The 22,789-nt window shown below is 31.8% G+C and carries 21 protein-coding genes and 1 tRNA gene; 13 read left to right on the top strand and 9 right to left on the bottom strand.

What is annotated here, in order from left to right; all coding sequences use genetic code 11:
• The first annotated feature begins 9 nt into the window (after nt 1-9).
• Nucleotides 10-1,410, top strand: coding sequence for a dihydrolipoyl dehydrogenase (gene lpdA, locus LG649_RS15055; RefSeq protein WP_226544647.1), 1,401 nt, complete (start codon nt 10-12; stop codon nt 1,408-1,410).
• Nucleotides 1,411-1,561: 151 nt separating this feature from the next.
• On the opposite strand, the gene rho is transcribed toward lpdA, so the two are convergent.
• A complete protein-coding gene (gene rho, locus LG649_RS15050) occupies nt 1,562-3,175 on the bottom strand; it encodes a transcription termination factor Rho (protein ID WP_226544646.1) in 1,614 nt (537 codons plus the stop codon).
• 182 nt (nt 3,176-3,357) lie between these two features.
• On the opposite strand from rho, the gene LG649_RS15045 reads away from it, so the two are divergent.
• The gene (locus LG649_RS15045) at nt 3,358-3,768 is read left to right on the top strand and encodes a DUF4293 domain-containing protein (RefSeq protein ID WP_226544645.1); all 411 of its coding nucleotides are present in this window, start codon (nt 3,358-3,360) and stop codon (nt 3,766-3,768) included.
• Between the two features lie 59 nt (nt 3,769-3,827).
• Here LG649_RS15045 and LG649_RS15040 read toward each other — a convergent pair whose 3' ends face one another.
• Entirely contained in the window at nt 3,828-4,325 is a 498-nt protein-coding gene (locus LG649_RS15040) for a metallophosphoesterase family protein (RefSeq protein WP_226544644.1), read from the bottom strand.
• Between the two features lie 99 nt (nt 4,326-4,424).
• Between LG649_RS15040 and truA the strand changes: the two genes are divergently transcribed.
• Complete coding sequence (gene truA, locus LG649_RS15035) at nt 4,425-5,168, top strand: tRNA pseudouridine(38-40) synthase TruA (RefSeq protein ID WP_226544643.1); 744 nt, start codon at nt 4,425-4,427, stop codon at nt 5,166-5,168.
• Nucleotides 5,165-6,931 carry an ABC transporter ATP-binding protein gene (locus tag LG649_RS15030; RefSeq protein WP_226544642.1) on the top strand — a complete coding sequence of 589 codons (1,767 nt, stop codon included), beginning with the start codon at nt 5,165-5,167 and terminating at the stop codon, nt 6,929-6,931. Before truA ends, LG649_RS15030 begins: the two co-directional genes overlap by 4 nt.
• Here the strand turns inward: LG649_RS15030 and LG649_RS15025 are convergent.
• Genes LG649_RS15025 through folP form a run of 4 tightly spaced genes read right to left on the bottom strand, consistent with a single transcriptional unit; the run spans nt 6,928 to nt 10,019 of the window.
• Complete coding sequence (locus LG649_RS15025) at nt 6,928-7,716, bottom strand: DUF3667 domain-containing protein (protein ID WP_226544641.1); 789 nt, start codon at nt 7,714-7,716, stop codon at nt 6,928-6,930. The two genes, LG649_RS15030 and LG649_RS15025, sit on opposite strands and share 4 nt — an antisense overlap.
• Nucleotides 7,717-7,718: 2 nt before the next feature.
• Nucleotides 7,719-8,510 (bottom strand): diadenylate cyclase, encoded by a 792-nt coding sequence (locus tag LG649_RS15020; RefSeq protein ID WP_226544640.1) that lies wholly within the window; start codon nt 8,508-8,510, stop codon nt 7,719-7,721.
• A gap of 40 nt (nt 8,511-8,550) precedes the next feature.
• On the bottom strand, nt 8,551-9,189 hold the full coding sequence (locus LG649_RS15015; protein WP_226544639.1) for a hypothetical protein: 639 nt from the start codon (nt 9,187-9,189) through the stop codon (nt 8,551-8,553).
• A 5-nt stretch (nt 9,190-9,194) separates the two neighbouring features.
• The gene (folP, locus tag LG649_RS15010) at nt 9,195-10,019 is read right to left on the bottom strand and encodes a dihydropteroate synthase (protein WP_226544638.1); all 825 of its coding nucleotides are present in this window, start codon (nt 10,017-10,019) and stop codon (nt 9,195-9,197) included.
• A gap of 138 nt (nt 10,020-10,157) precedes the next feature.
• Between folP and LG649_RS15005 the strand changes: the two genes are divergently transcribed.
• The 8 genes from LG649_RS15005 to LG649_RS14970 all read left to right on the top strand — a co-directional run bounded on the left by LG649_RS15005 (nt 10,158) and on the right by LG649_RS14970 (nt 16,082).
• Nucleotides 10,158-10,697: a DUF1599 domain-containing protein gene (locus tag LG649_RS15005; RefSeq protein WP_226544637.1), complete on the top strand. Its 540-nt coding sequence runs from the start codon at nt 10,158-10,160 to the stop codon at nt 10,695-10,697.
• A 51-nt stretch (nt 10,698-10,748) separates the two neighbouring features.
• Nucleotides 10,749-12,062 (top strand): BT_3928 family protein, encoded by a 1,314-nt coding sequence (locus tag LG649_RS15000; RefSeq protein ID WP_226544636.1) that lies wholly within the window; start codon nt 10,749-10,751, stop codon nt 12,060-12,062.
• Between the two features lie 36 nt (nt 12,063-12,098).
• Complete coding sequence (locus LG649_RS14995) at nt 12,099-13,175, top strand: ABC transporter permease (protein WP_226544681.1); 1,077 nt, start codon at nt 12,099-12,101, stop codon at nt 13,173-13,175.
• A gap of 45 nt (nt 13,176-13,220) precedes the next feature.
• Nucleotides 13,221-13,712, top strand: a complete 492-nt coding sequence (locus LG649_RS14990) for a TlpA family protein disulfide reductase (protein WP_226544635.1) — start codon at nt 13,221-13,223, stop codon at nt 13,710-13,712.
• Between the two features lie 37 nt (nt 13,713-13,749).
• Nucleotides 13,750-14,499, top strand: a complete 750-nt coding sequence (gene tpiA, locus LG649_RS14985) for a triose-phosphate isomerase (protein WP_226544634.1) — start codon at nt 13,750-13,752, stop codon at nt 14,497-14,499.
• 245 nt (nt 14,500-14,744) lie between these two features.
• Nucleotides 14,745-15,581: a 50S ribosomal protein L11 methyltransferase gene (gene prmA / locus LG649_RS14980; protein WP_226544633.1), complete on the top strand. Its 837-nt coding sequence runs from the start codon at nt 14,745-14,747 to the stop codon at nt 15,579-15,581.
• A 31-nt stretch (nt 15,582-15,612) separates the two neighbouring features.
• On the top strand, nt 15,613-15,888 hold the full coding sequence (locus tag LG649_RS14975) for an ATP-dependent Clp protease adaptor ClpS (RefSeq protein WP_226544632.1): 276 nt from the start codon (nt 15,613-15,615) through the stop codon (nt 15,886-15,888).
• 120 nt (nt 15,889-16,008) lie between these two features.
• Nucleotides 16,009-16,082 (top strand) — tRNA-Arg (locus LG649_RS14970).
• Between the two features lie 243 nt (nt 16,083-16,325).
• Here LG649_RS14970 and xylA read toward each other — a convergent pair.
• Genes xylA through LG649_RS14955 form a run of 3 tightly spaced genes read right to left on the bottom strand, consistent with a single transcriptional unit; the run spans nt 16,326 to nt 20,139 of the window.
• On the bottom strand, nt 16,326-17,651 hold the full coding sequence (xylA, locus tag LG649_RS14965; RefSeq protein WP_226544631.1) for a xylose isomerase: 1,326 nt from the start codon (nt 17,649-17,651) through the stop codon (nt 16,326-16,328).
• A gap of 11 nt (nt 17,652-17,662) precedes the next feature.
• The gene (locus LG649_RS14960) at nt 17,663-19,153 is read right to left on the bottom strand and encodes a xylulokinase (RefSeq protein WP_226544630.1); all 1,491 of its coding nucleotides are present in this window, start codon (nt 19,151-19,153) and stop codon (nt 17,663-17,665) included.
• Nucleotides 19,153-20,139: a GntR family transcriptional regulator gene (locus LG649_RS14955; protein WP_226544629.1), complete on the bottom strand. Its 987-nt coding sequence runs from the start codon at nt 20,137-20,139 to the stop codon at nt 19,153-19,155. Before LG649_RS14955 ends, LG649_RS14960 begins: the two co-directional genes overlap by 1 nt.
• Before the next feature lie 287 nt (nt 20,140-20,426).
• Between LG649_RS14955 and LG649_RS14950 the strand changes: the two genes are divergently transcribed.
• Complete coding sequence (locus tag LG649_RS14950; RefSeq protein ID WP_226544628.1) at nt 20,427-22,736, top strand: chondroitinase-B domain-containing protein; 2,310 nt, start codon at nt 20,427-20,429, stop codon at nt 22,734-22,736.
• Nucleotides 22,737-22,789 lie beyond the last annotated feature (53 nt).

Here is a 22,789-nt window from a genome sequence, read left to right as displayed (position 1 = left end):
CATTAGTTTATGAATTCATATGATGTAGCCGTAATAGGCTCTGGACCTGGAGGATATGTTGCAGCAATTCGTTGCGCACAATTAGGCATGAAAACAGCCATTATAGAAAAATACGCTACACTTGGCGGAACTTGTTTAAATGTTGGGTGTATACCAAGTAAAGCATTATTAGATTCGTCACACCATTACGAAGATGCTATTAAGCATTTTGAAGAACATGGTATTGAAATTCCTGGCGAAGTAAAGGTAAACCTTGAAAAAATGATTGCGCGTAAGCAATCGGTTGTAGATCAAACTACCGGAGGAATCGATTATTTAATGAAAAAGAATAATATTGATGTTTATCAAGGTTTAGGAAGCTTTAAAGATGCTACACATATTACTATTTCTGGAGAAGAAACCACAGAAATTGAAGCAAAAAACACGATTATAGCAACAGGTAGTAAACCTGCTAGCTTACCGTTTATAGAGTTAGATAAAGAACGCGTTATTACTTCAACAGAAGCTTTAAAACTTAAAGAAATACCAAAACACTTAATAGTTATTGGCGGCGGAGTTATTGGTTTAGAGCTTGGTCAAGTTTACAAACGTTTAGGTGCAGAAGTTTCCGTTGTAGAATATGCCGATAGAATTGTCCCAACCATGGATGCTGGTGTTTCAAAAGAATTGAATAAAGTTTTAAAGAAACAGAAATTTAAAATAAATGCTTCACATAAAGTAAAATCTGTAGAGCGCGTGGGTGATGAGGTTATTGTAAAAGCAGATAATAAAAAAGGTGAAGAGGTTGAGTTTAAAGGAGACTATTGTTTAGTGTCTGTTGGGCGTCGTCCTTACACTGATGGTTTAAATGCTGAAGCCGCCGGCGTTAAAATAGACGAAAGAGGACGTGTTGAAGTTAACGACCATTTACAAACTAGTGCTTCTAATATTTATGCTATTGGCGATGTTGTTAAGGGAGCAATGTTAGCTCACAAAGCCGAAGAAGAAGGTGTTTTTGTTGCTGAAACTTTAGCAGGACAAAAGCCGCATATCGATTATAACCTAATTCCAGGTGTGGTTTACACATGGCCAGAAGTTGCAGCTGTTGGTAAAACAGAAGAGCAACTTAAAGAAGCTGGTATTGCATATAAAACGGGACAATTTCCAATGCGTGCTTTAGGTAGAAGTAGAGCAAGTATGGATATTGACGGATTTGTAAAAGTGTTAGCCGATAAAACAACAGATGAAATTTTAGGTGTGCACATGGTTGGAGCTCGCGCTGCAGATATGATTGCAGAAGCGGTTGTAGCTATGGAGTATCGCGCAAGTGCAGAAGATGTATCGCGTATGTCGCATGCACACCCAACATTTACTGAAGCTATAAAAGAAGCAGCTCTTGCAGCAACAGATGACAGAGCATTACACGTTTAAAAACGGTAAATTATATAAGCTTAAAAAAAGCGAACCCATTTAGGTTCGCTTTTTTTATGTTTTAAACTATTATAAAAAAATGTATTTCATGAATAAAAAAAGCAAACTCCAAGAGTTTGCTTTTTAGTTATTTTAAAGAAAAGAATTTAAATTATCCGTTCATAGATATTAAAAACTCTTCGTTGTTTTTTGTTTGTTTAAAACGGTCGTTAATAAATTCCATAGCTTCAACAGGATTCATATCTGCTAGGTATTTACGCATTACCCACATACGTTGTACGGTAACATCATCTAATAAAATGTCATCTCTACGTGTACTTGAAGATGTAAGGTCGATAGCAGGGAAAATTCTACGGTTAGATATTTTTCTATCTAATTGTAGTTCCATGTTACCTGTTCCTTTAAATTCTTCAAAAATAACTTCATCCATTTTAGAACCAGTTTCGGTTAAAGCAGTAGCAATTATAGTTAAAGAACCACCATTTTCAATATTTCTTGCTGCTCCAAAAAAGCGTTTTGGTCTGTGTAATGCATTGGCATCAACACCACCACTTAAAATTTTACCAGATGCTGGTTGTACAGTGTTATAAGCTCTTGCTAAACGTGTTATAGAATCTAATAAAATAACAACATCGTGTCCACATTCTACTAAACGTTTTGCTTTTTCTAAAACAATATCGGCTATTTTTACGTGTTCATGAGCTTCTTTATCAAAGGTTGAAGCAATTACTTCACCACGAACATTACGTTGCATATCTGTAACCTCCTCAGGGCGTTCATCAATAAGTAAAATCATTTGATAAACTTCAGGATGGTTGGCAGCAATGGCATTTGCAACATCCTTTAATAGCATCGTTTTACCTGTTTTTGGCTGAGAAACAATCATACCACGTTGTCCTTTACCTATTGGTGAAAACAAATCCATTATTCTTGTAGAAATAGTGCTTTGTTTTTCAGCAATATTAAATTTCTCTTGAGGAAATAAAGGTGTTAAATGCTCGAACGATACGCGATCGCGAACAACCTCTGGTTTCTGGCCATTAATTTTGTTAACTTTTATTAATGGGAAATATTTTTCACCTTCTTTTGGTGGGCGTACATTTCCTAAAACAGTATCTCCTTTTTTAAGCCCGAATAAACGAATTTGCGATTGAGATACATAAATATCGTCTGGAGAAGATAAATAGTTATAATCCGATGAACGTAAAAAACCATAACCATCTTGCATAATATCTAAAACACCTTCACTCTCTATAATAGCATCAAATTCAAAATCTGGTTCGCGATAACGGTTTCGGTTATCTTTATTCCCCTTATCAACATGGTTGCCATTGTTTTTATGGTTTTTATGTTGATTTTTATTTTGGTGATTATTGTTATTGTTTCTTTGATTTGTTTTTTGCTGATTTTGATTATCATTCTGATTGTTTTGATTTTTATCAGAATTTTGTTCAGTTTTATTTTTTGGCGCGCTATTGTTGCTTTTATCCTCAGTTTTCTTTTGTGGAGTATTTTTAGCAGTTTTTTGTATGCGCTGTCTAGGTTTTTTAGCCTCTGGAGTCGGTTTTTCTTTAGTGGTTTTTTCTTCAGTTTGCTTTGGAGCAACCACTTCTTTTATAGCTTTGGGGTCTGCTGCTTGTTGATCTAGAATTTGATAAACTAGATCTAATTTTTTTAACGAGCGGTACTTTGGAATACTCAGTTTTTTCGCTATTTCTTGTAACTCAGTAAGTTTTTTTTCTTTTAATTGGGAAATTTCAAACATTGATATAAAAATGTGTATATATTTTTTTAGAGAATTTTTTTATTTCGAAGGATGATTTAAAGTTGATTTGAAGAAATAACCGGTTGTTACTACGGTTGTTGTGAAATAATAATGCAATTATACGACTTTATTTTAATTTTTAACATAATTTCTGTTATTTTTGCGGTCAAGTTTTTAAAAATATGTTACAACGCATTCAAACAATTTATCTATTAAGCGCAGCAGTAATTTCTGCAGGGTTAATTTTTGTATTCAATTTATGGGTTACAGAAAATGATATAGTTGTTTATGCAAAAGATAATTTATTGTATTTAGCCTTGTTTTTAGGTTCTGCGATATTATCTGTAATATCAATATTTATGTTTAAAAATAGGAAGACTCAATTTATGTTGGGTCGACTTAACATCATATTAAATTTTATTTTACTAGGATTTTTCGTGTATCAATCACTAAGCATATCTGGAGAAACGGCGGTTTCTAAGAAAGGTATTGGGATGCTTCTTCCTATTATTTCTATCGTGTTTTTAGCTTTAGCCAATAAAGCTATAAAAAAGGATGAAGATCTTGTAAAATCTGTTGATAGATTGCGATAAACCTAACATCTTAGTAGTATTAGTGCGTAAAAAACCCGAAGTCTTAGCTTCGGGTTTTTTTAGTGTCTTTTATCAAATTCAATAATTTCAAGATTATCAATTTTTTTACCATCAATAGTAAAACGTAACATGGTACGCACTTTATGAAAACCGTGTTTGCCAACCGCTCCCGGATTCATGTGAATTAAATTTAAGTTTTTATCGGGCATAACCTTTAAAATGTGTGAATGCCCACAAATAAAAAGTCTTGGTGGGTTTTGTTTTATTTCATGATAAGTTCTTACATTGTATTTGGGTGGGTAGCCACCAATATGGGTAATCCAAACATCAACATCTTCGCATTTAAAACGATTGTGCTCTGGAAATTCTACACGAACCGAAGCATCGTCAATATTACCATACACTCCTCGAAGTGGTTTAATAGCTTTTATAGCATCAGTTACATTTAAACTACCTATATCTCCAGCATGCCAGACTTCATCTGCTTTTTTAACATGTTTTAAAATGTGATTATCTATATAACCGTGGGTGTCGGAAAGTAAAAGTATTTTGGTCATTTATGCATTAAATCTTTTAATATAGAATTAAGATTTTAGTTTTCTTTGAAATTGTAAAAACTGCCTATCTTTGTGTTTTCACAAAAGTATTAAAACAGATTGAGGTATTTTTTAGAACTTTCATATAATGGCACCAATTATCATGGGTGGCAAAATCAGCCCAATGCAATTACCGTACAAGAAGTTATTGAAAAAGCACTATCTACTCTATTAAATACTAAAACAAGTATAGTTGGAGCTGGTAGAACCGATGCAGGCGTGCATGCTAAACAAATGTATGCTCATTTTGAAAGTGATAAAGAATTGCCTGGTAATTTGGTTTATAAGCTCAATTCGTTTTTACCAAAAACTATTGCAATTCAAAATTTATTTGAAGTAAAAAATGATGCTCACGCTCGTTTTGATGCCTTAAGTAGAACTTATTTATATAGAATAGCGACAAAAAAAAATGTATTTAATTATAATGATGCATATTTTTTTAATCAAGACCTTGATTTAGTTAAAATGAATAAAGCATCAAGTATGCTTTTTAATTACACAGATTTTCAATGTTTTTCCAAAACAAATACCGATGTAAAAACATTTAATTGTACAATAATGAAAGCTGAATGGAATAAGGTTGAAGACGAAATTCATTTTACAGTTAAAGCAGATAGATTTTTACGCAATATGGTTCGAGCCATTGTAGGTACTATGGTAAATATAGGTGTTGGTAAAATAGCAGTTAACGATTTAGAAAGTATTATTGAATCAAAAAATAGAAGTGAAGCAGGGTTTTCGGTGCCAGCACACGGTTTATACTTAACACATATTGAATACCCAGAGGATATAAAATTAAAATGAGCGAAACCAAAGATAAATTTTTCGATTTTAAACTATTTAAAAGACTTTTTGTATACATAAAGCCTTATAAGTTTATATTTTTTAGTTTAACATTTTTCGTTATTCTATTAGCTGGTTTAAGTGCGGCAACACCCAAATTAACAGAGTACGCAATTGATGATAGTATAGTAAATAAAAACGAGAAAGACTTTTTATTTTATATTACATTAATGCTTGTTGCATTAGTGTTACAAACTATATTTCAGCTGCTTTTTATTTATTATGCCTCATGGTTAGGTCAAAATTTAGTAAAAGATATACGTATTAAATTATTTGACCACTTGCTAAGTTTTAAAATGAAATATTATGATAATTCATCAGTAGGGGTTTTAATTACTCGATCTGTAGCAGACATGGAACGTATTGCCGATATTTTTGGTCAAGGTTTGTTTATGATAATTCGAGATTTATTAACCATGGTTGTAGTATTTGGTTTTATGTTATATACCAACTTAAAATTATCATTAATAGTAGTATTAATGCTTCCTTTATTAATTTATGCCACAAGAATTTTTCAAAAATATATGAAAAGGGCTTTCGAGGAAGTGCGCTCAGAAGTTTCAAACCTTAATTCCTTTGTGCAAGAGCGTTTAACGGGCATGAAAATTTTACAATTATTTTCTCGAGAAGCTATAGAATACGAAAAGTTTAAAGCCATTAATCAGCGCCATAAAAAAGGTTGGTTAAAAACGGTTTGGTATAACTCGTTTTTCTTTCCAATTGCAGAATTATTTGGTTCGGTAACTATTGGGTTAGTTGCTTGGTATGGCGGTTTAAATATTGTAGCGAGTAGTAATGTATCTCAAGGGGTTTTAATTTCGTTTATAATGTATATACCTATGTTATTTAGGCCATTACGCCAAATAGCAGATAAGTTTAATACTTTACAAATGGGTATGGTTGCGGCAACTCGAGTATTTAAAGTATTAGACACCACTTCACACATAGATGATGCCGGAACTCAAATAGCTCAAGATTTTAAAGGAAACATTGCGTTTAATAATGTAAAGTTTAGTTATGTTCAAGATGAAGAAGTATTAAAAGGAATTTCTTTTAATGTAAAAGCAGGTGAAACAGTAGCTATTGTTGGAGCAACAGGAGCAGGAAAATCTACTATAATTAATTTACTAAATCGTTTTTACGAAATAAAAGATGGCGATATTTTAGTAGATGATATTAATATAAAGTCATTTACTTTACAATCCTTACGAAGTCAAATAGCAGTAGTATTACAAGATGTATTTTTGTTTGCCGATACAATAATGAGTAATATAACTTTAGATCATCCAGAGGTTTCTGAAGCAGATGTAATTACAGCAGCTAAAGATATTGGTGTGCATGAGTTTATTTCTAGTCTTCCAAATGGCTATAATTACAATGTAAAAGAGCGAGGTGTAATGCTTTCATCTGGGCAACGACAACTAATATCTTTTTTAAGAGCTTACGTAACAAACCCTAGTATTTTAGTTTTAGATGAAGCTACATCTTCGGTAGACTCGTATTCAGAGCAACTTATACAAAACGCTACAGATAAAATTACAAAAGGAAGAACATCTATAGTTATTGCTCACCGATTGGCAACTGTTAAAAAAGCAGATAAAATTATAGTTATGGATGCTGGTAAAATTGTGGAGCAAGGTACGCATGATGAACTATTAAAAATAGAAAACGGTTATTATAAAAACCTTTACGAGGTTCAGTTTTTACAAGAAAAAGTAGCTTAGTTTTTTGGGATAAAATCTTGCGGACTTATTTCGCCAGTTATAAACAATGCAACTACTGTTAATATAGAAGTCCCTATATAACCTATTAAAACAATGAGTAGGAATAAGGGAATTCTCCAAAATAAAGATTTTAGGTTGTTCTCAGAATTTTTATATGATACATAAATACAAAATACGATCATAAAAACAATGTAAATCATTGCCGTATTCATGTATAACTGCGGATTTATTAGCAGTGTAGTTAAAGCATAAATTGTAGTAATAAGGCTAAAACTAGTAAGTGTATAAATGGCCGAAACAACGTGTTCTGCAAAATTATATTTTTTATAATTGAAGGCAACAAAACTTGAAAACGCTATAATTGGAATATATAAAAAGTATACAAATGAACTATATTCCATGGTTTTAGAAATAATTTTCTCTGAGCCAGCTGCTCCCGAACTGGTTTGGACATAACCAATATTACTAAAATCGATATGCTCCCATGCAAATTTTTTCATTAAAAACATTACCAAACCCGATACCGTAAGCGAAATAGCTAAGATGCTTACTGGGTTTAAATATTTTTTACGTAATCCAGAAATGTAACCACCACAAACGTCTTGTGGTTTAATTATCATGTGCCAAAGCGTTTTAAAAAGTGTATTATCTAGATTGAAAAAACGTTCAAAAAAATCGAAAGTCAAACTTTTTGCTGTAATTCGGTTTCTTATAACTTTAGCACCGCAATCTGGACAAAAACTATAATCGGTTCTAAGGGTATTGTTACAGTTTTTACAATTCATAATCAACTTAAATCTTTCCTGATTAAATTTTCCAATTGTTTAACATCTTGATAAACAACAAATTCCCCATCTTTAAAATAAGAAATTTGTCCAGTCTCTTCGCTTACAGCCAAAGCCAGTGCATCCGTTTTTTCGGTAACACCTATTGCAGCTCTGTGACGTAAACCAAAACGCTTAGGAATTGCTTTGTCGTTATTTACAGGAAGTACTACTCGAGTTGCTTTAACAATATTGTCGCTAACAATAATAGCCCCATCATGTAACGGACTATTTTTAAAAAAAATACTTTCTATAATAGGCTGGGTTACTTTAATATTCATCTCATCACCAGAAGACGTTAAAAAATCTAAATTGTTATTTCGCTCAAAAACAATTAATGCTCCGGTTTTAGATTGACTCATTTTGTTGCAAGCAGAAACTATAGAGGATATATCGGTTTCCGTTTCTAATTCATTTTCAGTTTTTAAAAAACTAAAAGGTTTAAAAAATTGTTTTCTTCTATTAAGGTTTGTTGAGCCTACCATTAAAAGAAATTTCCTGATTTCAGGTTGAAAAACAACAATCAATGCAATAATTCCTACTTTAATAAAACCACCAAAAATGCTTGTAAGTAGTTGCATGTTTAAAAACTCGGTAAGTTTCCAAACCAAATAAATAATTATAATACCTATAAAAATATTTATTGCAACTGTACCTTTTATTAATTTATAAACGTAATAGAGTAGTAGTGCTACAAGAATAACATCTATAACATCTATAATACTAAAACTTAATATATTTTTAAAAATTTCCAAGGGTAAGCCGTTTTTGTAAATGTAGTAAAAATTGATTCAATTAAATTATAAATTCGTTGTCCGAGATGTGTTGTTTTAAACCTAATTTATACAGAATTAAAGATTTAAAAGTTATATAATCTTGAAAAGATAATTGATTGTAGAATTGAAGAAAAATAACATCGTTAGTATTAAAGTTAGCTTTTAATATAGCTTCAAAATTTTCTTTATAGGTTGTTTTTATTAAATTGTTGTTGTTGATTATTAAAATATCATTTAGACTATTAATAATTATGGTTTTATGCTTATTTGGGTTTTTTAATAGCTTGTACTTAACATTTGTAAAATCTAAAAATCCTAAGTTTTTTTTACTTATATCATTGCAAGTAAAGTAATTTTTAGAGTTTTCATTTTTATGGCCGGCATTAGCTTTTTTATCTTGAAGAAATTGTATTTGGGGTATAACTTGCTTTAGTGTTAAACGCTTATCAACATTTATTAACCAATTTGTGGTGCTAATTAAGTTTTTACGATTTAATTCTATACTATCTTTTTTGGTTTCGTTGTAAAATAGGTAAGCAGCCGAAACATCAGTAACATCTCTAATTTTAGAATAATTTATTTCTGGTAGTTTTACTGTTTTTTGTTTACCGCAAGAAAGAATTAATAAGCTTATAATAAGTAAAAAAAAATATTTCATAACGTTTATGGGTGTAAGGCTTTTATTAATTTTACGCACTCAACAGCTTCTTTAACATCATGAACTCTTAAAATTTTTGCTCCTTTTTGTAATGCTATAGTATTTAAAACAGAAGTACCGTTTAAGGCTTCACTTGCTGTTGAGTTTAGTGTTTTATAAATCATTGATTTTCTAGAAACACCTGCAAGTAAAGGTTTATCAATTATTTTAAATAGTTCTAATGCATTTAAAATTTCAAAATTTTGTTCAGTTGTTTTTGCAAAACCAAAACCAGGGTCTATAATTACATCTATAATTCCCAAGGCCTTTGCAGCGGCTAATCTTTCAGAGAAATAATAAGTAATGTCTTTAATAATATTATTGTAATTAGTTTGTTGTTGCATGGTTTTTGGTGTTCCACGCATATGCATCATTATGTAAGGTACTTTTAAATTGGCAACAGTTTGTAGCATGTAATCATCTAATTTACCTGCAGAAATATCATTTATTAATGCAGCCCCAGCATTAATACACTGTTTTGCCACATCGCTTCTAAATGTATCTATTGAAATTAGTGTATCAGGAAAATACTTTAAAATTAATTGTACTACCGGTAAAATTCTGGATATTTCTTCATCTTGCGAAACATCATCTGCATTTGGTCGCGAGCTGTAGGCACCGGCATCTATAAATGTTGCCCCTTCATTTAGCATACCTTCAACATTTGTTAAAATATCTTTTTCGTTTTTATATTTACCACCATCGTAAAAAGAATCTGGAGTAAGGTTAAGAATTCCCATTACTTTAGGGGTAGATAAATCGATGAGGTTGCCTTTGCAATTAATTGTCATATAAAATTTTAATATTCAAATTTTAAAAATCAAAAATAAGAACTAATTCATGAATTTATGGGGCTAATTAAAACTTTGAACGCGGAACTTTGTACTTTAAACTATTTAAGCGAAATTTACACAAAATTCTAATTATTTATGCAAGAAACCTCGAAACAATACGATAGCGTTATAGATACTTGTAAAAGTTTATTCGTAAAAAAAATGAGCGATTATGGTAGCGCATGGCGAATATTAAGGCTACCATCTTTAACCGATCAAATTTTTATAAAAGCACAGCGTATTCGAGGTCTGCAAGAAAATGATGTAAGAAAGGTAGACGAAGGCGAAGTAAGTGAGTTTATTGGCATAATAAATTATTGTATTATGGCTTTAATACAAATTGAAAAGGGTGTGGCAGATCAACCAGATTTAAACACAGAAGAAGCTACCAAACTTTACGAAAAACAAGTTGCCATTACTAAAAAATTAATGGAAGATAAAAACCATGATTATGGTGAAGCTTGGAGAGATATGCGTGTTAGTAGTTTAACCGATTTAATTTTGCAAAAATTATTAAGGGTAAAACAAATTGAAGATAATGCAGGAAAAACATTGGTAAGCGAGGGTATTGATGCCAATTACCAAGACATGATAAATTATTCCATTTTCGCACTTATTCATTTAAACAATAGTTAAAATTTTCTGTTGTTCGGCCTAAATTTATACATTCATACATAAAAATACATAATGAAGATATTAGTAAGTATTTCTAGAATATTTGTTGGCGTTTTGTTTATAATTTCAGGATTAATAAAACTAAACGATCCACTTGGGTTTTCTTATAAATTGCAAGAATATTTTAGTCCAGATGTTTTAAACTTACCTTTTTTAGAGCCCTATGCTTTAGCTATTTCTGTATTAGTGGTAGTATTCGAGGTGGTTTTGGGTGTTTTCCTTTTAATTGGATATAAATCCAAATTTACAGTCTGGAGTTTACTTTTAATGATTGTATTTTTTACTTTTTTAACCTTTTATTCAGCATATTTCGATAAGGTAAAAGATTGTGGTTGCTTTGGCGATGCCTTAAAATTAACACCATGGGAAAGCTTTACAAAAGATGTAATTTTATTAGTTTTTATTTTAATTTTAGTTATTGGAAAAAAATATATAAACCCAATTTTTGGTAAGTTAACAACAACAATTATTGCTTTATTAAGCTTTATTTTATCGTTATGGTTTGGCTATTATGTATTAATGCATTTGCCAGCAAAAGATTTTAGAGCTTATAAAATAGGAGCAAATATAAGTGAGGGCATGACTGTACCAGAAGATGCTCCAAAGGCAGAAACAGAATATTATTGGAAGTTTAAAGTAAACGGTGAAGAAAAAGTAATAACAACCATGGGGTCTTACCCATCTGTTGAAGGCGATTTTATTGGCGTAGAAACTAAGGTAATTAAGGAAGGTTACCAACCACCAATTTACGATTTCTCTATAGAAACGGAAGAAGAAGATTTAACTACACATTTTCTTTCAGAAGAAAACTTAATTGTAATTATATCATATAGTTTAGAGCATATTGAACGAGAAGGGGCTTTAAAATTAAAACAATTACAAGATACAGCTCGTAAAAACGGGTATCAAGTTATAGGTTTAACAGCTTCTGGCGAAGACACAAAAAAACAAATAAACAAATTATATAATTTAGATTTAGCTTGGTATTTGTGCGACGAAAAAGCACTAAAAACAGTAGTAAGAGCCAACCCAGGTATTATAGAATTAGATAAAGGTACTGTAAAGCAAAAAGTACACTGGAACGATATAGAAGATTTAAAATTACCTTTAGTTGAAACCAAGCCCAAACCTTTTCATAATCACGAAGAAGAAATTGGGTATTTTGTAAACGATTCGTTAAGCACAAAGCAGGTGGTTGAAGCTATAAACCCAGAGAAAGTAGATAGTGTTAATGTTGTAAAAGATGAAGCTTTGGTAAAAAAGTTTAACAAAGAAAACAATACTTCGTTTACAGCTTTAATGCATATTACATTAAAACCAGAATAAAATTTAGTAAGTTTACTAAAACAAAAAAACAACTGTCTGTTAAGCTATCTTTTAAATAAAATCACTTACGCCTTACTCACTTTATTTGGAGTAGTTACAGTTATATTTTTATTATTTAATGTGCTACCGGGCGATCCAGCACAAATGATGCTAGGACAAAATGAAGATAGTGAACAGCTTACTTTAGTTAAACAGAAGTACGGTTTCGATAAACCATTATCAACCCAATATTTTTACTATTTAAACGATTTATCACCAATATCTTTACATTCAAAAAAAGAAAATCACTATACCTATTTACAAAACGGTAAATACAATGCTGTAAAATTGTTTAGCATAGCTAATACTATAATTGCATTAAAGTTGCCTTATTTGCGCGAATCGTTTGCAAAACAAGGAAAAAAAGTAAGCGATGTATTAAAAGAAACTTTGCCAAACACATTCGTTTTGGCAGTTTCGGCAATAATTATTGCTATGTTGTTAGGCATTACTTTTGGTATTGTTTCGGCACTTTACAAAGACCAATGGTTAGATAAAACCATTCAAATTTTTAGTACATTAGGCATGAGTGTACCATCGTTTTTCAGCGCCATTTTATTTGCTTGGTTATTTGGTTTCGTGCTTCATAAATATACCAATTTAGAAATGACAGGAAGCCTTTACGAGCTAGACGATTTTGGTGAAGACATGCACATAAAATGGAAAAATTTAATACTTCCTGCAATTGTTTTAGGTATTCGTCCGTTGGCAGTTGTTATTCAGCTTATGCGTAATTCGTTGTTAGAAGTATTTAATCAAGATTACATACGAACAGCCAGAGCCAAAGGACTTAGCGAGTTTCAAATAATAAAAAAACACGCCGTAAAAAATGCTTTAAATCCTGTGGTTACAGCTATTTCTGGTTGGTTTGCATCTATGTTAGCCGGTGCTGTTTTTGTAGAATATATTTTTGGTTGGAATGGTCTTGGTAAAGAAATTGTAAATGCTTTAAACACACTAGATTTGCCTATAATAATGGGAGCTGTATTAATAATAGCCATTATGTTTGTAATTATTAATATTCTTGTCGACTTAATATATGTTTGGTTAGACCCGAAAGTAAAACTCAATTAATCTTCAAAATCCGCGAAAGCGATATCAAAATTCAATTAAATAAAAATGAAAAAACTAAGTTTAGTTATTTTAACTGTTGTAACATTTTTAAGTTGTAACAAGCAGGAACCTGCACAATTTTCTCAAGAAGCTTTAAGCGATAATTTTGTAACACTAACAGAGCAAGAAGTAACACTTCAATCTATTTTAAATAAGCACAAAGGAAAAACAATAGTTATAGATATTTGGGCATCTTGGTGTAGCGATTGCATTAAAAACATGCCAAAAGTAAAAAATTTACAAGCACAATTTCCAGACGTAGAATATGTGTTTTTATCTTTAGATAGAGGCGTAGAAGCTTGGAAAAAAGGTATAAAAAAATATAATGTTCAAGGCGACCATTATTATTTACCAAATGCAAAAGATTGTGCTTTTGCAGATTTTGTAAATATAAGCTGGATTCCTCGATATATGGTAATAAATAAAGCTAGCGAAATCGTTGTATTTAATGTTATTGAAGCTGACGACGAAAAACTTATAGAAGCTATAAAAAAATAAGTATTTTAGCGTAGCATTATTATAAAACCTAAACATCATGAGAAAAAATATAGTAGCTGGAAACTGGAAAATGAATAACGATTTAGCACAAACGCAAACGTTAATTACAGCATTAAAAGCACAAGAGCAAACCTCGAATGCAGAGGTAATGGTAGCGCCAACATTTACAAACCTTTACAGCGCTTACGAAACTTTAAAAGAAACCAACATAGAAGTTGTAGCACAAAACATGCACTTTGCAGAAAATGGTGCTTACACAGGCGAAATTAGTGCCTCAATGCTTAAAAGTATAGGTATAAACACCGTTATTTTAGGCCATAGCGAACGTCGTGAATACTTTAATGAAACCGATGAATTATTAGCCAAAAAAGTAGACGCAGCATTAGCAAAAGGAATACGCGTAATTTTTTGCTTTGGCGAAGAGTTAGCCGACAGAAAATCTGGTAACGAAGAAACCGTAGTAGGTAACCAAATTAAAAACGCTTTATTTCACTTACCTGCTGCATCATTTCAAAATATCGTTTTAGCTTACGAGCCAGTTTGGGCAATCGGTACAGGCGAAACCGCCTCTCCAGACCAAGCCCAAGACATGCATGCCTATATTAGAAAAACATTAGCCGATAAATACGGTAACGATGTGGCCGAAACCATTTCAATTCTTTACGGCGGTAGTGTAAAACCTGCAAATGCAGAAGAGATATTCTCTAAACCAGATGTAGACGGTGGTTTAATTGGAGGTGCATCACTAAAAGCCGAAGATTTCTTTGCCATAGTAAACGCCTTTTAAAAATAAAATAATTTGGACGTTACCTTGCTTTTGGGCAAGGTCGGGCTTTCGGTAGTCGCTACCTCCTTCGTCGGTGAGCTTCAACAATACCTCAATCCCTAACGCAGGCATATTTGCCAAAACCAGTTATAAAAATAATAACCTGTTAAGTTAAAAAGCACTTAGCAGGTTTTTTTATTATAAAATACAATCAAAAGTCTAGCTTTAGTTTTTAGTAATTATCTTTGCAGCCAAAAAACTGCAATATGTCAAATACAATATATTTAGGATATTATTTTAAAGTAGAGCCACAACAACCCGCTGTAGAAATTTTAATAGCTGAATTAGGGTACGCTGGTTTCGAGAGTTTCGTAGAAACCGAAGAAGGCGTAACTGCATACATTCAAAAAGAAGAGTGGAACCAATCTATTTTAGAAGATATTCAAATATTAAATTCTGATGAGTTTGAAATTTCTTTCACCTTCGAAGAAATAGAGCAAACCAACTGGAATGCCGAATGGGAAAAAAACTTTAACCCAATAGTTGTTGACGATGCTTGTGCAGTTCGTGCACCATTTCATGAAAAATTTAGCGTAGAATACGACATTGTTATCGAGCCAAAAATGAGTTTCGGTACCGGTCATCATGAAACCACACACATGATGATTCAGCACATCTTAAAAAATGATTTTAAAGACAAATCAGTTTTAGATATGGGTTGCGGTACAGGAGTTTTAGCCATTTTGGCCGAAAAAAAAGGAGCAAAACCAATTGATGCTATAGATTATGATAATTGGTGCTATTTAAATAGTTTAGAAAATGTAGAGCGTAACAACTGCGAACGCATAACAGTAATTGAAGGAGATGCTAGCGTATTAGGTAAAAACAATTACGATGTTATAATAGCAAACATAAACCGTAATATTTTGTTGCAAGATATGGCCACTTACGTATCTTGTTTAAATAAAGGCGGATTATTATTTTTAAGCGGATTTTATAAAGAGGATATTCCTGTAATTCAAGAAACTTGCGAGAAGTTAATGTTAAAATTTAGAGAAAAGTTAGAAAGAAATAATTGGGTTGCCCTAAAATTTATAAATTAGTAAAAACTTATTAATTAGTGTTTTATATCTTATGAGTGTTAAAGAAAAAACTTTAGAAGACGTATTATTACAAGAAGAAATTTCTACACAAAATGAAATTGTGCTTTATAACGATGATGTAAATACCTTCGATCATGTTATAGAAACTTTAATTTACGCCTGCGAGCATACCTTAGAACAAGCAGAGCAGTGCGCTATTTTAGTACACTATAAAGGTAAATGTACCGTAAAAACTGGTGGCTACGACGATTTAAAACCACGATGCTCAAAACTATTAGAGGCTGGTTTAAGCGCAGAAATTATTTAAATTTTGTTATTACCCTTTTTTGTTTTTGGCAATATTACTTAGGGGAAAATATCTTGCAAAAAAAATTAAATATATTTTGGTGGTTTATTAATAAAACATATATTTGCACCCACAAAAAACGGCCGCGTGGCGCAACTGAATAGCGCACTTGATTACGGCTCAAGAGGTTGCAGGTTTGAATCCTGCCGCGGTCACAAAAAGCTTCAAGAAATTGAAGCTTTTTTTTATGCTTTAACTTTAAATTCTACACTGTGTAATCAATTTTTTATATAAGAGGAGACTGACTAAAAAGATAGAAAATCTGTCATTCTAAATTTATTTCAGAATATTAACATTGATTTTCGTTAGTTTTAAGAATCTAAAACGATTTCAGATTAATTAAAACATGTATCTTTTTAGTCAGCCTCTTTATAAACTCTAATTAAAATAGCGTTTAATTAGATATACTGATTGATTATATTCTCGAACAATTCTTGTTTACCGCTTTGTAAAGGTAATTCACCGTTTTCTTGAGCGATATCATATAAATCGGTTAAGCTTAATTTGCCAGCTTCAAAATCTTTTCCTTTTCCAGAATCAAAGCTGCTGTAACGTTCTTTTCTTAACTTATCATAAGGAGACGACGAAATAATTTTATCGGCAGTAATTAAAGCTCTAGCAAAGGTATCGGCACCACCAATGTGTGCTAAAAATACATCTTCTAAATCGGTAGAATTTCTTCTAATTTTAGCATCAAAATTAACACCACCACCTTGTAAGCCACCTGCTTTTAAAAATACAAGCATAGCTTCGGTAGTTTCTTGAATGTTGTTAGGAAACTGGTCTGTATCCCAGCCGTTTTGGTAATCGCCACGGTTGGCGTCTAAGCTACCTAGCATACCGGCTTTTGCTGCCACTTCAATTTCATGTTGAAACGTGTGTTGTGCTAGCGTAGCGTGATTTACTTCAATATTAATTTTAAAATCTTTGTCTAAACCATATTCTTTTAAGAAACCAATAGCAGTCGCCGAATCGAAATCGTATTGGTGTTTCATTGGTTCCATAGGTTTTGGTTCAATAAAGAAGTTTCCTTTAAAACCTTGAGCTCTGGCATAATCTCTAGCCATGGTTAAGAATTGTCCCATGTGGTCTAGTTCGCGACCCATATCGGTATTTAATAAGCTCATGTAACCTTCGCGACCGCCCCAGAATACATAGTTTTCACCATTTAGTGCAATAGTAGCATCTAAAGCCAATTTAATTTGTCCACCAGCTCTGGCAACCACATTAAAATCTGGATTTGTAGAAGCACCATTCATGTATCTTGGATTAGAAAAACAGTTAGCTGTACCCCAAAGTAATTTTACACCCGAAGCAGCTTGTTTTTCCTTTAAATACTCGGTAACTGCCGCTAAGTTAGATTCTAGTTCGCCAAACGAATTACCTTCGCGAACTAAATCTACATCGTGGAAACAGTAGTAACCAAATCCCATTTTTGTAATAAATTCAAAAGCAGCATCAGCTTTATCTTTTGCAGCTTGTACAGCGTTGGTTGAAGCATCCCAAGGGAAGTTTAAAGTTCCAGGACCAAACGGGTCGCTTCCTTGTCCGCAAAACGTATGCCAGTAAGCCACCGAGAATTTAAACCATTCTTTCATAGTTTTGCCAGCAACAACTTGATCTGGGTTGTAATATTTAAACGCTAAAGGGTTGTCTGACTCTTTACCTTCAAATTTAATTTCTCCAATACCTTTATAGTATTCTTTATTTCCTATTAATGCCATGTTTTTAAAATTTAGTTATTGTTTTTTAATATAATTTCTAATTCTTTTTTCCAGTTGTTATAAGCCTCTAGGTAAGGTGTTTTGTCTTCTAATGGCTTGTAAGTCATAACATAATCGTTTTCCATAATGCCTTTACCAAAGCCTTCGAAATCGCCTTCATGAAGTTTCGCTGCGCGAGCCGCTCCAATTGCTCCGGTTGTGTTGTAAATTTCAATGTCTTGATTAATTAAGGTTGCTACGGTATTTGCGAAAATTTCTGAGCGGTATAAATTATCGTTTCCAGCACGTATAACGGTTGGTTTTATGCCATCGGATTTTAAAATTTCCATGCCATATACAAACGAAAACGCGATACCTTCTAAAGCAGCACGACATAAATGCCCTTTATTATGATTGTTGAGGTTAAGGTTTAAAATGCGCGTACCAACATCTTTATTGTTTAGCATGCGTTCTGCACCATTGCCAAACGGAATTATACACACGCCATCGCTACCAACAGGAATGTTGTTGGTAAGTTCGTTCATGTCTTCATAAGATTCAACAGCGAGATTGTTTAACAACCATCTATATTGAATTCCTGCGCCATTAATACAAAGTAATTTCCCGATGCGTGCTTCATCTCCTTTTGAATAATTTACGTGAGCAAAATTGTTTACTCTAGAGCTTTCTTTAACAGATAAATTATTAGTGATCGCATAAATTACACCAGAGGTTCCACCGGTAGAAGCAACTTCACCAGGGTTAAAAACATTTAAAGATAAAGCGTTATTTGGCTGGTCGCCAGCTCTATAAAAAATAGGTGTTCCTGCTAGTAATCCGCTGCTTTTAGCTCCAGCTTCATTTACAACAGATTGTTTACCAAAAGTAGCAACAATATCGGGTACTAAGTTTTTATGAATGCCATAATGGTCTAATAAAAAATCGGCAATATCGTCTTTACTAAAATCCCAAAAAACTCCTTCTGATAATCCTGAAATTGTAGTATTTATGGTGTTGGAGAATTTATAAGCAATATAATCTCCTGGTAACATAAACTTGTGAATTTTTTCGAAAACTTCAGGTTCGTTTTGTTTTACCCAACTTAGCTTAGATGCCGTAAAATTTGACGGAGAATTTAGTAGGTTGGTATTACAAGTGTTTTCGCCTATAGATTTGAACGCGTTATTACCAATTTCAACCGCTCTACTATCACACCAAATTATACTTTTTCGTAATGGTTTACCTGCTTTATCTACAATAACCAAACCGTGCATTTGGTACGAAATACCTATGCCAACAATTTGTTCGCTAGTAACGTTGTTTTCTCTTTTTAAACGGGAAATAGCGTTGCAAACATGTTGCCACCAAAGGTCTGGGTCTTGTTCGGCCCAACCGTTTTTTTCGGCGTACATTTCCATTTCTTGTTTTGGTTCTTGCACAAGAGTAATGCTTTTACTGGTTTCGGTGTTAACCAAAGCTGCTTTTATAGAAGAACTTCCTATGTCTAATCCTAAATAATACATTATAATGAGTCTCTTAAAATAAGTTTAGTGGGTATATATTTTTGTATTGATTGATCTTGATTTACAAATGAAGCAGCAAGGTTTCCCATGGCTTTAAAATCGGTTGAAATAACCGAAATTCCTTTGTAAATAAAGGGCTTCATTGGTGTTTCGTTATAAGATAAAAAGCCAACATGAGTTCCCGGTTCTAGGTTTTTATTTCGGCATTGTTCTAAAAACATACCCAAAACCCGATCACTTACACTTAAATAAGCTTCATTTTGTTTAACTTCAAAATCATCAATGTTGGTAACGATTTTATATTTTATATTTTCAGTTTTACAAAATTGTTTAAAAAACGTGACAGTTTCAAAAGGATGAAAAGTAAATGCGGGATATACAAAAACAAAACGTTTGTATTTTTTTAGCGCTGGTTTTGCTTTTTTTAAAGCTTCCGCGAAAGCGTTGCCAAAATCTTGAAATACAAAGTTATTATTTGTTTTAGCATGAATATTCCAGTCGATTAGCAAAAGTTTATCATTATCAAAATCTTTCAGAACTATGGGAACCTCCTCGTGGTTAAAATTCATAACCACATATTTAAAATATTTGCCTTTACTGTGGTTTAAAATAGTTTTAAAATTATTTATATTGTAATGATGAAATTGAACATCAATAATTACTTTTTTAGGTAAATTATTTATAAAAGCGTGATATAAAACTTCTTTGTATGCTTTAAAGGTGTCTAATACCAAAAGTACTTTTCTTGTATTATTTGCTATAAAATAACCTTTGTTAGGAACAGACTCTATAACTCCGTTTTCTTTTAAAATAGAGTAGGCCTTAAAAATAGTATCTCTAGATAAATTATAAGTTTTACACATTGTATTTACCGAGGGTAGTGCATCGCCACTACTTAAAGTATTGTTAGCTAACGCAACGTTTACAGCATTTACAATCTGCTGGTATTTAGGTGATTCTAAATTTAGTTTTAATAAAAAAGGCATTAACTGTTCTGTTCTGTTCTGGTTGTCAAAAATACACAAATATTTGAAAAATTTAATAGATGATTTTCAAAAATTAAATTAAGTTTTATTTTTTTACTATGTTAATTAACACATGTTCCTTACTTAATTTCTTTTAAATTCATTTTGATAATTAAAAGTTATTAGTATTTTTGGAAAACCAATTTGGTTAACCAGTTTGGTTTTCCAAAGAGCGTCCTGAAAATTAATTCTTCTTAATGTTAATTCCAGGTTATAAAAACTAAACTAAAACTTAGACTTAAATTCTTATGAAAAATCTTTTTTCCTTTCTTTTATTAATCACTTTAATTATTTCTTGTGAAAGTAAAAGTGCAATAAACAATGAAATTTTAGTAGATACAGAAGATGCATTAAATACTGCAATTAAGCAGGCCGAACCAGGAGATGTAATTGTTTTAAAAAATGGCGTTTGGAAAGATTTAGAAATAAACTTTAAAGCTAATGGTACCGAAAAAGACCCTATTACAATACAGGCAGAAACAGAGGGCGAGGTAATTATATCTGGTGTGTCTCATTTAAAATTTGGAGGTAGCTATTTAGTTGTAAATGGTCTGCATTTTAAAGGTGGGTATGCTAAAGGAAATGTGGTTGATTTTAAATTGGATGATGAGAATATTGGTAATCATTGTACTTTAACAAATAGTGTTATTGAGGATTTTAATAAAATGGAACGCGACGACTCTGACCGTTGGGTGCAATTCTGGGGCAGACACAACACCTTGAGTAATTGTTATATTGCAGGAAAAACCAATCGCGGGCCTACTATTAGAATTGATTTAAAAGGAAACGAACATATTAATAATTATCACCAAATTATAAATAATCATTTTGGTCCTCGACCACCAAAAGGAGGAGCAAGCGGCGAAACTATTCAATTAGGAGATAGTTATACCTCAATGGCACCAAGTTATACTTTAGTAGAAAATAATTTATTTGAAGAATGTAATGGAGAGGTTGAAATAATTTCAAGTAAAACAAACTTCAATCAGTTTAAAAATAATGTATTTTATAAAAGCGAAGGTTCTTTAGTTACTAGACATGGAAATTATTGCACTATTGAAGGAAACTATTTTATAGGTGACGGTATAAATGAAAATATTGGAGGTATACGAGTAATTAATTCTGGACACACTATAATTAACAACTATTTTTATAACTTAATAGGAAAGAATTTTAGAAGTCCACTAGCTGTTATGAACGGCATTCCAAAATCTCCACAAAACAGGTATAACCAAGTAACCGATGTTGTGGTTGCATACAACTCTTACGTAAACTGTGTGTCTCCCTGGCAATTTGGTGTTGGTGTTAATACAGACCAAAAAGATGTTTTACCTGCTTCAGAAATTCGTTCTGCAGTGCCTATTCGCACCATAGTAGCTAACAACACACTTTATAATAAAGAAGCAGATAGTTTACCAATTGTTGCACACGATAAAATTGAGGGTGTAACATTTAAAAGTAATATTATAAATAATCAAGAGGGGTATTTTAATGCAGTAGAAGGTTTGTCGGCTTCAAATTTTGAAGTTAAAGCCATTTCTGAAAATATTTATATTCCAACTGAAAGTTTAAATGTTGAACCATACGTAGGTTTTGATTTTGATAAGATTACTGAAGATATATTTGGTAATTCAAGAGCGTCAAACAATAATATTGGTGCTTTTGTTTCTAACGAAGCGGTTAATCCAAATATATTAGATAAATCTAAATATGGTCCATCTTGGTTTTCACAAGAACAGAATACTAGTGAAGCTCAAATTTTTAAAGTTGCTCCAGGAGAAGATATTCAGAAAAAAATTGATGAAGCACAAAATGGAGATGTAATTTTGTTGAGTGCAGGAAATTATTCAGTTTTAAATTCATTAAAAATTTCAAAAAACATAACAGTAAAATCGGCTGATAAAAACGAAACAATTATAACATATACCGGAAAGGCTGGTTCTGCACTTTTTGAACTTAACCCAAAAGGATTTTTAAGTTTAGATGGTGTAACCTTAAAAGGTAATAATGAAACTAAGGCATTTGCATCTTTAAAAGAGAATATGTTTACTCATTTTGGGTTAAATGTTTATAATTCTACCATAACAAATTTTAATTACGTCTTAAAAGTTTACAAACAGGCTTTTGCAGAACGAATTTCTTTTATTAATACATCAATTTTAAACTGTGAAAATGGTTTAGAATTATCTGAGGAAATAAATGATAAAGGCGACTACAATACGGAATATTTAACAATAAAAAACTGTGAGTTTAATAATGTAAAACAAAACGTTGTTGATTATTATCGTGGTGGCTACGACGAATCTACAATTGGAGGTAATTTAATTATAGAAAATTCAGTGTTTACAAACTCTGGATCTCACGAAAAAAATGGAGTATTACTAAATCATCGTGGTATTGTAAATGTTACTATTTCTCAAAATTCATTTAAAAATAATCCTGTGAAATTTGTTTCTGTGCTATGGGGAGCAAAAAATAATTCCGAAATTAATAATACACTAATTAATTCAGGAGAAATTAAAACAGAGCAGAATTTAAAGCTAACTTTAATGTATTAATACTTTCGTTATTACAATTTGAAAGATAATAAATGCATTTAGCAGTTGTTTTA

Source organism: Neotamlana laminarinivorans (assembly GCF_020523925.1).
GTDB lineage: Bacteria > Bacteroidota > Bacteroidia > Flavobacteriales > Flavobacteriaceae > Neotamlana > Neotamlana laminarinivorans.
Note: the sequence above shows the minus strand (reverse complement) of the source record. Positions and strands in the feature narration are given on the sequence as shown.

Coding starts and splice junctions, on each gene's coding strand:
- lpdA (WP_226544647.1), top strand. CDS start 10: ATGAATTCATATGATGTAGCCGTAATAGGCTCTGGACCTGGAGGATAT.
- rho (WP_226544646.1), bottom strand. CDS start 3,175: ATGTTTGAAATTTCCCAATTAAAAGAAAAAAAACTTACTGAGTTACAA.
- LG649_RS15045 (WP_226544645.1), top strand. CDS start 3,358: ATGTTACAACGCATTCAAACAATTTATCTATTAAGCGCAGCAGTAATT.
- LG649_RS15040 (WP_226544644.1), bottom strand. CDS start 4,325: ATGACCAAAATACTTTTACTTTCCGACACCCACGGTTATATAGATAAT.
- LG649_RS15030 (WP_226544642.1), top strand. CDS start 5,165: ATGAGCGAAACCAAAGATAAATTTTTCGATTTTAAACTATTTAAAAGA.
- LG649_RS15025 (WP_226544641.1), bottom strand. CDS start 7,716: ATGAATTGTAAAAACTGTAACAATACCCTTAGAACCGATTATAGTTTT.
- LG649_RS15015 (WP_226544639.1), bottom strand. CDS start 9,189: ATGAAATATTTTTTTTTACTTATTATAAGCTTATTAATTCTTTCTTGC.
- folP (WP_226544638.1), bottom strand. CDS start 10,019: ATGACAATTAATTGCAAAGGCAACCTCATCGATTTATCTACCCCTAAA.
- LG649_RS15005 (WP_226544637.1), top strand. CDS start 10,158: ATGCAAGAAACCTCGAAACAATACGATAGCGTTATAGATACTTGTAAA.
- LG649_RS15000 (WP_226544636.1), top strand. CDS start 10,749: ATGAAGATATTAGTAAGTATTTCTAGAATATTTGTTGGCGTTTTGTTT.
- LG649_RS14990 (WP_226544635.1), top strand. CDS start 13,221: ATGAAAAAACTAAGTTTAGTTATTTTAACTGTTGTAACATTTTTAAGT.
- tpiA (WP_226544634.1), top strand. CDS start 13,750: ATGAGAAAAAATATAGTAGCTGGAAACTGGAAAATGAATAACGATTTA.
- prmA (WP_226544633.1), top strand. CDS start 14,745: ATGTCAAATACAATATATTTAGGATATTATTTTAAAGTAGAGCCACAA.
- LG649_RS14975 (WP_226544632.1), top strand. CDS start 15,613: ATGAGTGTTAAAGAAAAAACTTTAGAAGACGTATTATTACAAGAAGAA.
- xylA (WP_226544631.1), bottom strand. CDS start 17,651: ATGGCATTAATAGGAAATAAAGAATACTATAAAGGTATTGGAGAAATT.
- LG649_RS14960 (WP_226544630.1), bottom strand. CDS start 19,153: ATGTATTATTTAGGATTAGACATAGGAAGTTCTTCTATAAAAGCAGCT.
- LG649_RS14955 (WP_226544629.1), bottom strand. CDS start 20,139: ATGCCTTTTTTATTAAAACTAAATTTAGAATCACCTAAATACCAGCAG.
- LG649_RS14950 (WP_226544628.1), top strand. CDS start 20,427: ATGAAAAATCTTTTTTCCTTTCTTTTATTAATCACTTTAATTATTTCT.